At 59.1% G+C, this 13,116-nt stretch carries 11 protein-coding genes, 1 other RNA gene and 1 pseudogene; 9 read left to right on the top strand and 4 right to left on the bottom strand.

What is annotated here, in order from left to right; translation table 11 throughout:
* The first annotated feature begins 35 nt into the window (after positions 1-35).
* The 9 genes and pseudogenes from mmsB to OC537_RS05410 all read left to right on the top strand — a co-directional run bounded on the left by mmsB (position 36) and on the right by OC537_RS05410 (position 8,360).
* The gene (gene mmsB, locus OC537_RS05365; protein WP_262110059.1) at positions 36-956 is read left to right on the top strand and encodes a 3-hydroxyisobutyrate dehydrogenase; all 921 of its coding nucleotides are present in this window, start codon (positions 36-38) and stop codon (positions 954-956) included.
* Between the two features lie 59 nt (positions 957-1,015).
* A complete protein-coding gene (locus tag OC537_RS05370; protein ID WP_262110061.1) occupies positions 1,016-1,777 on the top strand; it encodes an SDR family oxidoreductase in 762 nt (253 codons plus the stop codon).
* A 387-nt stretch (positions 1,778-2,164) separates the two neighbouring features.
* Entirely contained in the window at positions 2,165-3,601 is a 1,437-nt protein-coding gene (gene arcD / locus OC537_RS05375) for an arginine-ornithine antiporter (protein WP_042650365.1), read from the top strand.
* Positions 3,602-3,693: 92 nt separating this feature from the next.
* Positions 3,694-4,482 (top strand): sulfite exporter TauE/SafE family protein, encoded by a 789-nt coding sequence (locus OC537_RS05380; RefSeq protein ID WP_111912060.1) that lies wholly within the window; start codon positions 3,694-3,696, stop codon positions 4,480-4,482.
* Positions 4,483-4,584: 102 nt separating this feature from the next.
* Positions 4,585-4,681: signal recognition particle sRNA small type (gene ffs / locus OC537_RS05385), an RNA gene on the top strand.
* Between the two features lie 97 nt (positions 4,682-4,778).
* Positions 4,779-5,939, top strand: a pseudogene (locus tag OC537_RS20665) (tyrosine-type recombinase/integrase).
* A gap of 59 nt (positions 5,940-5,998) precedes the next feature.
* Positions 5,999-6,535 carry a hypothetical protein gene (locus OC537_RS05400; protein ID WP_262110066.1) on the top strand — a complete coding sequence of 179 codons (537 nt, stop codon included), beginning with the start codon at positions 5,999-6,001 and terminating at the stop codon, positions 6,533-6,535.
* 358 nt (positions 6,536-6,893) lie between these two features.
* Positions 6,894-7,697, top strand: a complete 804-nt coding sequence (locus OC537_RS05405) for a DUF5677 domain-containing protein (protein ID WP_262110068.1) — start codon at positions 6,894-6,896, stop codon at positions 7,695-7,697.
* Between the two features lie 186 nt (positions 7,698-7,883).
* Complete coding sequence (locus OC537_RS05410; RefSeq protein WP_262110070.1) at positions 7,884-8,360, top strand: FAD-dependent oxidoreductase; 477 nt, start codon at positions 7,884-7,886, stop codon at positions 8,358-8,360.
* 74 nt (positions 8,361-8,434) lie between these two features.
* Here the strand turns inward: OC537_RS05410 and yjfF are convergent, their stop codons facing one another.
* From yjfF to ytfQ, 4 genes are all read right to left on the bottom strand, one after another.
* Positions 8,435-9,445 (bottom strand): galactofuranose ABC transporter, permease protein YjfF, encoded by a 1,011-nt coding sequence (yjfF, locus tag OC537_RS05415; RefSeq protein ID WP_262110073.1) that lies wholly within the window; start codon positions 9,443-9,445, stop codon positions 8,435-8,437.
* A complete protein-coding gene (gene ytfT, locus OC537_RS05420; protein ID WP_262110075.1) occupies positions 9,438-10,460 on the bottom strand; it encodes a galactofuranose ABC transporter, ATP-binding protein YtfT in 1,023 nt (340 codons plus the stop codon). Before ytfT ends, yjfF begins: the two co-directional genes overlap by 8 nt.
* 1 nt (position 10,461) lies before the next feature.
* Positions 10,462-11,970, bottom strand: coding sequence for a sugar ABC transporter ATP-binding protein (locus OC537_RS05425; RefSeq protein ID WP_262110077.1), 1,509 nt, complete (start codon positions 11,968-11,970; stop codon positions 10,462-10,464).
* A gap of 89 nt (positions 11,971-12,059) precedes the next feature.
* Positions 12,060-13,019, bottom strand: coding sequence for a galactofuranose ABC transporter, galactofuranose-binding protein YtfQ (gene ytfQ, locus OC537_RS05430; RefSeq protein ID WP_111912068.1), 960 nt, complete (start codon positions 13,017-13,019; stop codon positions 12,060-12,062).
* Between the last annotated feature and the right edge of the window lie 97 nt (positions 13,020-13,116).

Raw genomic sequence — 13,116 nt, forward strand, 5'->3', positions numbered from 1 at the left:
AGCTGCCGGATAACGAACGGAGCAAGGAGCAAAGAATGACAAGGATTGGATTTATCGGGCTCGGCAACATGGGGGGGCCCATGGCCGCGAACCTCGCCAGGGCGGGCCATGCAGTGCAGGTCTTTGATCTGGTGCCCGAGCACCTGGATCGGGCGATCAAGGCCGGTTGCATCGTCGCCGGGGATGCCCGGGAGGCGGTCACCGGCTGCGATCTGGCCATCAGCATGCTGCCTGCCGGGGATCATGTGCGCGGGCTCTGGCTGTCGGAGGGGGGCGGTCAGGATCTGCTGGGGGCCTTGCCGACGGGGGCCCTGGTGATCGACTGCTCCACCATAGACGTGGCCTCGGCCCGCGCTGTGGGTGCGGCGGCGAAGGCGCGGGGCATTCGTTTTCTCGATGCCCCCGTCTCCGGCGGGGTGGCTGGCGCCGCGGCGGGCACCCTCACCTTTATCGTCGGTGGCGAGAGCGCCGATTTCGAGGCGGCCAAACCCATCCTGGCCAGCATGGGGCAGAACCTGTTCCATGCCGGGGCGCTCGGGGCGGGGCAGATCGCCAAGATGTGCAACAACATGCTGCTCGCCATCCACATGGCGGGCACCGCAGAGGCCCTGGCGCTCGGGGTCAAGGAGGGGCTGGATCCGGGCGTTCTCTCCACCATCATGGGCAAGAGCTCGGGCAACAACTGGAGCCTGGAGCGCTACAACCCCTGGCCCGGGGTGATGGAGAATGCCCCCGCGTCCCGCAACTATGAGGGGGGCTTCATGACCCGGCTGATGGTCAAAGACCTGGGGCTCGCCATGGCGCTGGCCGAGCACGCCCACAGCGCCGTGCCCATGGGGGCGCTGGCCCGCAACCTCTTTAACCTGCACGCAAGCCAGGGTCAGGAGAGCAAGGATTTCTCCAGCATTCTCGAACTATATCTGGATAAACCCCAGGACGAGCCCGGCGCTATGTGATGCGGGAGCCTGCCATTCATTCTTTCCCGTCATCCGGGTCCAGGCAACAAGGAGCATTTATGGATATCACAGATAAAGTCATCGCCATCACGGGAGCGGGACGGGGGCTCGGTCGCGCCATCGCCCTGCGTCTGGCCAGTCAGGGGGCCATATTGGCCCTGGTCGACGTCAACCGCGCCGATCTGGAGGTGACCGAGGCCGAGGTGCGCAGCCGGGATGGTCGCTGCGCCCTGTTCGTCTGCAACGTGGCGGACGAGCCCGAGGTGGAGGCGACCTTTGCCGCCATGGAGGAACAATTGGGCGCCTTGCATGGCCTGGTCAACTGCGCCGGCATATTGCGGGACGGTATGCTCATCAAGGTCAAGGAGGGGGCGCTGGTGGAGAAGATGAGCCTGGCCCAGTGGCAGGCCGTCATCGACGTCAACCTCACCGGCACCTTCCTCTGCGGCCGCGAGGGGGCGGCCTTGATGGCGAAAGGGGGGCAGGGGGGCGTCATCATCAACATCTCCTCCATCGCCCGTGCGGGCAATATAGGGCAGAGCAACTATGCCGCCAGCAAGGCGGGGGTCGCCTCCCTGGTGGTGACCTGGGGGCGGGAGCTGGCCCACCACGGCATCCGGGTGATGGGCATAGCCCCCGGGGTCTTTGCCACCGACATGACGGCGGCCATGAAGCCGGAGGCCATGGCCCGGATGCAGCAGGCCATTCCGGTCGGCGCCCTGGGGCAGGGGGAGCAACTGGCCCAGACGGTGCAATTCATCCTCGCCAACGACTACCTGTCCGGGCGTATCATAGACCTCGACGGCGGTCTGCGACTCTAACCCCGGAGGCGATCCACGGATGCCCCTTGCCACTGGCACAGGGGCATTTTTATGGCTGTTTAATCCAAAAGACCTGCCTGACGCCCAGGGAGGCCCGCTGCATGGGCATGCAGGGCTTCTGTGAAAAACAGGGCTGACATCATGGAAAAACGTGAAAGATCAACGGGTCTTTCTGAATTTGAACCAGCTCACAGGCCGGGTGAGTGAGTGCTGTAGAATTGCGCGCGGTCAAGGCGGTGCATGATTGGCACTGCGAAGGATTGCGGTCGGAATAGTCATGCAATATAGTTGCCGCCTTTTTCACGGGGTACGGATTTATCGCCCCTCCCATGTCGCGCGCTGTATGAATACGGATGCTCAGCCGCCGCTTAATAAAACAGGTTTGAGATGGACAAGAAACTAGGGCTCGGCGCCCTCATTTCGCTGGTGATCGGCTCCATGGTCGGTGCCGGGGTCTTCAGTCTGCCACAAAACATCGCAGCGCACGCCAGCGCCGGGGCCGTCGCCCTGGGGTGGGCCATCACCGGGATCGGCATGATCTGCCTCGCCCTGGTCTACCAGAACCTCTCCATGCGTCGCCCGGATCTCGATGGGGGCATCTTCAGTTACGCCAAGGCCGGTTTCGGTGATTTCGTCGGTTTCAACGCCGCCTGGGGTTACTGGCTCTGCCAACTGCTGGCCAACGTCTCCTACGCCATCGTCGTGTTCAGCGCCCTGAGCTACTTCTTCGACACGCCGGACAACGTCATCTTCGGTGACGGCAACACCCCGGTCGCCATCACCCTCGCCTCCCTCCTCATCTGGTCGGTGCACGCCCTGGTGCTGCGCGGCATCCAGGTGGCGGCCCTGGTGAACATAGTCACCACCATCGCCAAGATGGTGCCCCTCATCGTCTTCTGCGTCGCCGTCCTGCTCGCCTTCAACATGGAGACCTTCACCCTGGACATCTGGGGGCAGGGCAACACCGAGCTGGGTTCCGTGATGGATCAGGTCAAGTCCACCATGAAGGTGACGCTCTGGGTCTTCATCGGCATAGAGGGGGCCGTGGTGGTCTCCGCCCGTGCCCGTCATCGCAAGGACGTGGGCCGTGCCACAGTGCTGGCGCTGCTCGGCGCCCTGGCGCTCTACGTCATGGTGACCCTGTTCTCCCTCGGTGTCATGAACCAGCCGCAGCTGGCGGCCCTCAAGAATCCCTCCACCGCCATGATACTGGAAGCCGTGGTCGGCCCCTGGGGTGCCTGGCTGATCAACATAGGCCTGGTGATCTCGGTGATGGGGGCCCTGCTGAGCTGGACTGTGCTGGCGGCGGAAGTACCCTACATAGCGGGCAAGACAGGGGTCTTCCCGGCCTGGTTTGCCAAGGAGAACAAGAACGGCTCGCCCCAGGTGTCGCTCTGGTGCTCCACCTGTCTGGTGCAAGCCTTCCTCATCATCATCTACTTCCAGAGCAGCACCTATCTGGCGCTGGTCAACATCGCCACCTCGGCGGCCCTGGTGCCTTACGTCTTCTCCGGCGCCTATGGCCTCAAGCTGGCGCTGCAAGGCACCACCTACGAGCACCAGCCCCATCAGCGCAAGCGTGACCTGCTGCTGGCCCTGGTGGCCACCGTCTACGGCTGCTGGCTGGTCTATGCCGCCGGGGTGGAGTACCTCCTGCTGGTAGCGCTGCTCTACAGCCCCGGCATCTTCATCTACTGGAAGGCGCGCCAGCACCATGGCCTGCGCAGCCTCAACCGGCTGGAGCGCGGGATGACGGCGGCCCTGCTCGGTTGCGCCGTGCTGGCCTTCTACAAGGTGATGGACGGTACCATTCCCCTGCATTAATCGGCACAATAAAGAGATGGCATGACGCCATCTCTTTTTTTATGGGAAATGGCGGTCAACTAGACCGCCATTTAGCTATATAAGGAATTTTTATGCTGTTTGTGGGTTATCTGGTGTTGGGGGCCTTCGCGGGCATGCTGGCGGGACTGTTCGGGATCGGTGGCGGGCTCATCATAGTGCCTGTGCTGGTACTCAGCTTTCATGCCCAGGGGGTGGCCCCGGAGATCATTACCCACCTCGCGCTTGGTACCTCCCTGCCAACCATGATCTTCACCGGCTTCAGTTCCCTGCGGGCACATCAGGAGGCGGGGGCCGTCGACTGGGTGATGATCCGACGCCTGGGGGCGGGCATGTTCATCGGCGCCTGGCTCGGTGGCCTCACCGCCAGCCAGCTCAGCGCCAGCACCCTCAACATCATCATCGGCTGCTTCGCCTGGACCATGGCCCTGCAGATGGGGCTGAACCTCAAGCCCAAGGCAGAACGCCAGATGCCAGGGCCGGTCGGCACCGGCATCGCGGGCACCGTCATCGGCTGGCTCTCGGCGCTGTTTGGCATAGGGGGTGGCTCCATGACGGTGCCTTACCTCAGCTGGAACTCGGTGCCCATGCGCAACGCCGTGGCGGCCTCCGCCGCCTGCAGCATGCCCATCGCCCTGGCGGGCAGCCTGAGCTACCTCTATGCCGGCTGGGGTCACGCCGATCTGCCCGAGTGGAGTGTCGGCTACATCTATCTGCCGGCCCTGCTTGGCATAGTGCTCACCAGCACCCAGTTTGCCCGCGTCGGCGCCAAGCTGGCCCATCGCCTCTCTCCCAAGCGGCTCAAGCAGGCGTTCGCCCTGCTGATGCTGGTGGTGGGGGCCAAATTCATGCTGTTTAGCTGATCCATTCGGCAGATTGTTGAAAAATAAGGCGAACGGTTCGCCTCCTGGCAGAAAGCCATTGCATTGGCAGGCTAGTTTGCCTATTCTCCTCGCCGGTGGTCCCATTGGTCCTCTCGCATTGATAACTCGTCAACCTGGTCAGGACCGGAAGGTAGCAGCCAAGGCGGGGGACTCGAGTGCCGGGATGTGGCTGGTGGGGCCACCACCTGTTTCTGAAAATCAATAAGTTACGACTAACAACCCCCTTCAGACCTCTTGGTAATCCACTTTGTGTGGATGGATCAGGAGTCTTCATAGTGAATCTCTGGCTCAGTCCTCAAGGTATCTGGTACTACCGCAAGGTGACAGTGCTCCCCTGTGGTCGCCGCAAAGACATCAAGAAATCTCTCCGCACTCGGGACAAGCTGGTCGCTCGTGAACAGGTGGCTAAGATGCTTGCCTGTGCGCGTTCTCGGGTAAAACCTGAGTCTGTCCAACCAGAACCCCAGCCAAACTCCCTGCCGGAGCCTCAGCAGCTACCGCAACAGACACCCTCAGCGGCCAATCCTGTCCCTAAGGCAGTCTCTGCGACTCCTTCTGCCATTTCATCCCCTGCACTCTCAGAACTCAGTGAGCGTTATCTGAAAGAGAAGGCGCTCTCGTGGGCCCCCAAAGAACTCAGCAATCAGAAGAACTACATCGGCTACTTCATCAAGTCGCTAGGGGATAGACCTCCCACGGCATACAGCAAGGCCGATGTGGTCAAGTTCAAGGACGAATTGCTGAACTCAGGCAAGAGCCCGACGACTATCAACAAGTACCTCCAGAAGCTCTCTCTGTTGTTCGTTTGGCTCGGCAATCACCACGAAGGCATCGTTAATCACTTCACTGGGCTCAAGCTACAGCGGGTCAAAGAGGTAAATGTTCGTAGTGGGTACACATCTGCGTAGAAACAGCGGCTGATCCAGTGGGCGAAGCAGCAGGAGCCATACCGCAAGTGGATAGCGTTGCTCGGCTTGTATACCGGAGCGAGAGCCAATGAGATTTGCCAGTTGTACGCAGATGATGTGCAGCAGGTCGGCGAGGTATGGTGCCTGAACATCAGGGACAGCCGCCCAGACCAGAAGCTCAAGACGGTCAACAGTGCTCGCCTGATCCCTATTCATTCCTCGCTGATTGCTGGTGGCTTTATCGACTTCGTGCAGGAAAGGGCAGGAGGACGGTTGTTCCCTGAGTTACCTCATCGACAAGACGGTTACAACCATCTCTGGGGGCCGTGGTTTAGTCGTCATCGCCCTGTAGGCAAAGACTTCCACAGCCTGCGGCATACCGTGGCAACAGCGTTAAAAGATCATGGTGTACCGCTACAGTACGCGGCGGCGATCTTGGGGCATACCAATGGTGCCATCAGTTACGACAGGTACGGTGGTGGAGTAGCAGCCGAGAAGCTACAGGCTGCTATCGAAGTTGCACTATGAACGCGTTACATTGGAGACCATGTCGTATGTATTTCAACTGAGCACAAGGAAGAGCGCGATTGGAACACCACAAAACTGACAAGGCACCGCCTGATTTAAATGAATTAAAAGAGCAAATAGCGTTGGAGTACGGGCGATCTCTCCTCCAGTTGCAGCAGTTTGAATTGACGCTCAAAGCAACCATGCCCACTCTGAAGGTAAGCGGATTTTCCGATGAGTTGGCTGGTAACATAGAACGCGACCGCCAACTTCTGGGCGGAAAGACGCTGGGGCATTTGGTTAGTCAGTGGAGCCAAAGAACGACGTTGGAGGATGAACAAGAAATTGATGATGATACTCTGAACGGCCGAGCTTACTTCCGTTTCAGTTTTGGCCTGGAGAACGGGGAGTGGATGAACGAAAAGCTCAAACAGCTGGTCGAGTTGCGAAATGAGTTGGTGCATCATTTCCTGTCACGCTTTGCGTTGAACTCTGAGGCCAGTTGCCAAGAGGCAATCTGCTATCTGGCGAGTGCAGCCAACATCATCAAGGACAACAGAGATGCGTTACATTCCCTCCTGATTAATGCCGAAAAAGCCAAGAGTGAACTGTTTTAGTTTATGAACTCACCTGAGGGAGAGCATTTTTTAATCTCCGGACTCTTACCTGGTGAGCATGCTGAAAATAGGGAAAATACCACTATTATCCAACCACCGAAAGTGGAAGAATGCTCAATAAGTTCGCCATGTTTGACCCCCAGTACGTCACTAAAACATCCGAGGAAGGGGGGATAATGAGAATGCGTGAGAGATCCTACTGGTCGGTGAGTACCTGAAGGCTGACCGTATTCAGGGCAGGAAAGATGGCCTGAGGTTTAGCTGTCAAGATTCACAGAATCCTTTCATTTTAATTGCGCCGTATTCAATAGTGGTGACATAATGCCAATTTGACTTTCACTAAATTGGTGTAGAGAGAATGGAAAAATTAAACATTGGTTATAATGGGCCAATGTATAAAGATTTTTATGACGAGTTTTCTGTACTATTAAATACAGCAATTGCTCTGTCTGTAAAATACAGCAGAATCCCTGCGCCTGAGGGGAAGCATTGGTACGCATCAGCATTGTTCACGAAATTATGTGTGACAGGCAAGTCAATGCAAAAAATCCTTCCAAACTCAAACCGTAAGCTCGAAATACAGCATTGGGATTTTTCATCTGTTGCATCCCTAAGTAGAGTGTTTCTTGAAAACTATCTGATGTTTTTCTACTTGTGTATCGATAATGTATCAAAGGACGAGTGGGATTTCAGGTGGCGACTTCTTAACCTGCACGACCATGTTTCACGGATTAAATTCACATGTGACTTGGAAGCAAATGAAGAGAAAAAAGCAGAATTATTAAAAGATAATGAAGTTCTGTTAATCTGTAAGAATGAGTTAAATGCTAATCCAATTTTTTCCGCATTACCTGAGAAGAAGAGAAATCACTATTTACGTGGGGTTGAAGCATTCAACATGTCCCAAGATGATCTTGTAACAAAAATAGGCATCTCAACTCCATCATTTAGAGCGATCTACCGATTTCTATCTTCTCAAGTCCATACGTTTCCAATGGCATTCTATCGGCTTGCAGAACATGAGAGAGGGAAAGGAGTTTATTGTGCTCAAGAATTGTACTATCACATTATGATTCTCGAATGGTTGGTTCCAATTTTTAGCATGGCAAATAACAACTTCTCTGTTCTTTTTAATGGTCTTGAGCATCTCAAAATTAAATAACCGTTAAAAAGACAATGTTGGTGACTTTTTTTAAAAAAAATCAATAGGCCCTTTTAAGGAATCACCAGCATTTCCATTTCCCCCCCTTGGGGACATGCTGGCGTGTCATCCATGAAACTTCCAGCTGTCTTCCCTGTCATGTGGCTCTAATGATCTGCCACCTTCACTCTGGGTTTATCTACAGATTTGTCTAACTCTACCTTCTATCAGCCCGACCGTCCCAATTGGTACACCCGGCATCACCGCATTCTGATCCGCCAGCATGTTGCTCATGCGCCGACGCTGCACAGCGATGGCAGGGCCAGGGAGGCCATAGTGCGGCGTCACCGCCAGCTGTTTTTGTCTCGCTTTCCCGAACTCGGGGAGGTGGCCTTCGCCCACAGCTGGTCCGGGCTCATCAGCGTGAGTCGCAACGGGGCGCCGTTGTGGGGCCAGTTCGGAGCAGATCTCTACGCTGCGTTGGGATGCAACGGTGCCGGGATCAGCAAGCAGACCATGGCGGGCAAGGCGCTGGCCGATCTGGTGTGCGGGGTGGAGAGCCCCTGGGGCGAGCAGATGCGCGCCCTGGGCACGGCAAACTATCTCCCGCCACGGCCCTTGCTGGATCTGGGGGTGCAGGGCTATCTCTGGAAAGAACGGCTGCTGGGGGCGGGGGAATACTAGCGCCTGGCCACCATAAAGGCGTGTTATCGCGGGGCCTGTGCCTGGGTTGACCGGGCGCAGGCCCCGCGATGTTGTCACTCAAGGGGGGTGACGGGGACCTGCCGCTTGAAGGGGGTGGCGTTGTTGGCCTTGCGGTGTTCCGAGACCAGGATCAGCAGGCGCTGCAGGGCGATGAAGCAAAACAGCAGCAGACCTATGATGATCTTGGTCCACCAGGAGCTGAGGGTGCCGTCGAAGTTGATGTAGGTCTGGATCAACCCCTGGATAAGCACCCCGAACAGGGAGCCGAACACTGTGCCCACCCCGCCGCTCAGCAGGGTGCCGCCGATCACCACGGCGGCGATGGCATCGAGCTCCACCCCGACGGCGGCGAGCGGATAGCCCGCCGAGGTGTAGAGCGCGAATACGATGCCCGCCAGGGTCGCCAGTGTGGTGGAGAGCAGGTAGATGCGGATGGTGGTGTGGCGCACCGAGATCCCCATCAGGGCCGCCGAGGTGGCGTTGCCGCCGATGGCATAGACGTTGTTGCCAAAGCGGGTGCGGTTGGCGAGCAGTATGCCAAACACCACCACCGCCAGCATGATGAGGGCCAGCAGGCTCAAGCGACCGCCTCCCGGTATCTTCCACGACAGGCTCGACAGGTAGGTGAAGCTGGGGTGATCGATGGGCAGGGACTGCTCCGAGATGAGGAAACTGGCCCCTCGCAGGAAGAACATGCCCGCCAGGGTGATGATGAAGGCAGGGATCTTCAGGGTGTCGATGAGCCAGCCCATCAGGGCGCCGAAGCCGGCGCCGAGCACCAGCACCAGGGGGATGGCCAGCAGCGGGCTGACCCCCAGATCCCCGATGAGCTTTGCCAGCAGCACGCCGGTGAAGGCGATAACGGCACCCACCGACAGATCTATGCCCCCCGAGAGGATGACGAAGGTCATGCCGACCGCCACTATGCCCAGAAACGCGTTGTCCGTCAGTATGTTGCAGATGATGCGGGTGGACATGAAGGCGGGGAAGGAGGCCAGGCAGAGCAGATAGCCCAGCACGAAGACCATGATGGTCACCATCAGGGGGAGGTTGCGTTTAAACATGGCGAGTCCCTCGCTGGAACAGGTGGTTGAGGGCCGGCGACTGCATGACCAGCACCGCCAGCACCACCATGGCCTTGACGATCTGGTTCCACTGGGGCTGGTAGCCGGAGAGCAGGATACCTGTGTTCACCCCCTGGATGATCAGTATGCCGACCAGGGAGAGGGCGAGGTTGAAGCGCCCCCCCATCAGGGAGGTGCCCCCTATCACCACCGCCAGGATGGCGTCCATCTCCAGCCAGAGCCCGGCGTTGTTGGCATCGGCCCCGCGGATGTCGGCGGCGACTATCATGCCGGCGACGGCGGCCATGAGGCCGCTCAGCAGGTAGGTGGCGATCACCACCATGGGGGTGTTGAGGCCGGCATTCTTGGCCGCCTTGATGTTGATCCCCACCGCCTCGATGAAGAGGCCGAGGGCGGTGCGCTTGGTCAGCAGCCAGAGCAGCAGCGCCATCCCCAGGGTGATGATGACGGGGGTGGGCAGATAGAAGAGGGCGCCGCTGCCGATCCAGGCGAGGGCCTCGTTGTTGAAGGTGATGATCTGCCCCTCTGTGATGAGCTGGGCTATGCCCCGGCCCGCCACCATGAGGATCAGGGTGGCGACTATGGGCTGGATCTTGAACACCGCCACCAGCAAGCCGTTCCACAGGCCGCACAGCAAGCCCACCCCAAGCACTGAGGCGACGATGACCGGCAGGCTGTGACCGCCGGTGGCCAGGCTGGCCATGGTGGCCCCGCTGATGGCCATCACGGCCCCCACCGACAGATCGATGCCGCCGGTGGCGATCACCAGCGTCATGCCGAGGGAGAGCAGGGCCACAGGGGCGCAGCGGTTGAGTATGTCGATGAGGCTGCCAAACAGCCGCCCATCCTGGACATGGATGGCGAAGAAGTTGTCGGCAACCAGGGCGTTGATGAGCAGCACGCAGAGCAGGGCTGTGCACTGGGCCGTGCCCGTGGGCAGGGCTCTGCGGGGGCGCGCCGGCCCGCCAGGAAGGGGGAGGGTGGATGACGTCATATCAGGCCTCGCATGCAATGGCGTTCATGATGGCAGGGACGCTGAGGGCGTCCGTCGCAAGTTCTGCCACCTGTTTTCTGTCGCGCAGGACTATTACCCGATCGGCATAGCCCACCAGCTCTTCGAGCTCAGAGGAGATGACCAGCAGGGCCAGCCCGTTGGCGCAGAGGGATTCGATGAGGCGGATGATCTCGGCATGGGCCCCCACGTCTATGCCCCGGGTGGGTTCGTCCAGGATCAGGAACTGCGGCTTGGTCAGCAGCCAGCGGGCCAGCAACACCTTCTGCTGGTTGCCCCCTGACAAAAACTGGATGGGCTGCTCCGGCCCCGGGGTCTTGATCGCCAGCTGCTCGATGAGGCGGGCGGTGATCTCGTCCTGCTCCTTGCGGGGCAAGGGGCGCAGCCAGCCCCGCTGGGCTTGCAGGGCCAGCATCATGTTTTCGCGCACCGAGGCCGAGGCGATGATGCCGGCGTTCTTGCGATCCTCCGGGCAGAAGCCAAAGCCGTTGGCGGCGGCCTGGCGCGCAGAGCGGATGGTCACCGGCTTGCCCCGCACCCGGCACTCGCCACTGTCCCTTGGCACTATGCCGAACATCAGCTCGGCGGTCTCGGTGCGACCCGAGCCGAGCAGGCCGGCCAGACCCACTATCTCCCCGGGCATGACGTCGAGACTGAAGGGGGCTATGACCCCGCGCTTGCCATAACCCCTGAACGACACCGTGGGCTGATTGCTGCGCAGTGTCTTGCCCGCCCGCTTGAGGGCGTTGTCGTCAAGCTCGTGCCCCAGCATCATCTTGACCAGATCCAGTTGCGGCAGCGCGGCCGTGTCGCGGGTGCCGACCAGCTCGCCGTTGCGAAGCACAGTGATGCGATCGCTGATGGCGTAGACCTGTTCGAGAAAATGGGTGATGAAGATGAGGCTCACCCCCTGATCCCGCAGGTTCCCCATGAGGGAGAAGAGCATCTGCACCTCGCTGGCATCCAGGCTGGCGGTGGGTTCATCGAGGATGAGGATCTTGGCCGACAGTGAGATGGCCCTGGCGATGGCCACTATCTGCTGCATGGCGACCGAATAGTGGCCGAGGGGCAGGGAGACATCCATCTCGAAGCCGTATCCCGCCATGATGGTCTGGGCCTGCCGGGCCATGGCGGCTCTGTCGATGAAACCGAAACGGCGGGGCTCGTGGCCGATGAAGAGGTTGTCTGCCACCGACATGTTGGGCAGCAGGTTGACCTCCTGATAGACGGTGCCAATCCCCAGGCGCTGGGCATGGGCGGTGTCCGTGGGGGAGATGGGGACGCCATCGAGTTCGATGCGCCCCCCGTCGGGCTGATAGACGCCGGTGAGGGTCTTGACCAGGGTGGACTTGCCGGCGCCGTTCTCGCCGAGCAGCGCCATAATCTCCCCCCTTCGCAGGGAGAAGTCCACCTGATACAGGGCACGCACCCCGGGAAAGGTCTTGCAGATCCCGCGGGCGTTCAACAGGACATCCTGAGTGTTTTCTGACATGAATAGGGGCTCTCCGATATAAGACGCCATATCGCAACCCAGCCGATATGGCGTCTTATTCAACTGGCAGGCTCAGCGGGCGAGCGGCATTAATATCCCATGTCTTTTTTCAGCTCGAGCTGGGCCTCGGCACTCTCAGGCTCGAACAGAATAGACTCCGTCTTGATATGTTTGGGAGGCAGGGCGCCATCCTTCTTATAGGCCAGCAGGGCATCGAAGGCGGGGCCCGCCATATTTGGCGTCAACTCCACCGAGGCATTGGCTTCGCCGGCCATCATCGCCTTGAAAATATCAGGCACCCCATCGATGGAGATGATCTTGATATCCGTGCCCGGTTTCAGCCCGGCTTCTTTAATTGCCTGGATGGCGCCTATGGCCATGTCGTCGTTGTGGGCGTAGACGGCGCAAATATTCTTGCCGTTATTTTCCGCCTTGATGAAGCTCTCCATCACCTCCTTGCCCTTGCTGCGGGTGAAGTCGCCGGACTGGGTGCGGATGATCTTGATGGTGGGTACGGCCGCGACTGTGTCGAGGAAGCCCTTCTTGCGATCCAGCGCCACGCTGGCCCCCACTGTGCCTTGCAGTTCAACCACATTGCAGGCCTTGCCATCCTGCTGCTTGATAAGCCACTGGGCCGCCACTGCCCCTTCGTGGACGCTGTCTGCGGCGACCCCGGTCATGAAGAGGGCGTCATCTTTCACCGTGATGTTGCGATCCAGCAGGAACACCGGGATCTCGGCCTCTTTCGCCTCCTGCAATACAGGATCCCAGCCGGTCTGCACCACGGGGGCAATAAAGATGGCATCGACCCCCTGGGCAATGAAGGAGCGGATGGCCTTGATCTGGTTCTCCTGTTTTTGCTGGGCATCGGCAATTTTCAGGGTGATGCCGCGTTTCTGTGCTTCCGTCTTGGCGACCGAGGTTTCCGCGGCCCGCCAACCGGATTCAGAGCCTATTTGAGAGAAGCCCACCGTCATCTCGGCAGAATATGCAGAGGCAGAGAGAATAAGGGTGCTGATAATACCCGCCAGTTTCACTTTCTTATACATGTGACACTCCTTTGTGATGCATGGTGAAATAAACCGGAACGCGTCATGTTTTTATTGTACGGGTCAAGGTTATAGGCTCTTGGGTTTAACGACGGGA

This window comes from Aeromonas sp. Marseille-Q5825, assembly GCF_946892685.1.
Classification (GTDB): Bacteria; Pseudomonadota; Gammaproteobacteria; order Enterobacterales; family Aeromonadaceae; genus Aeromonas; species Aeromonas rivipollensis.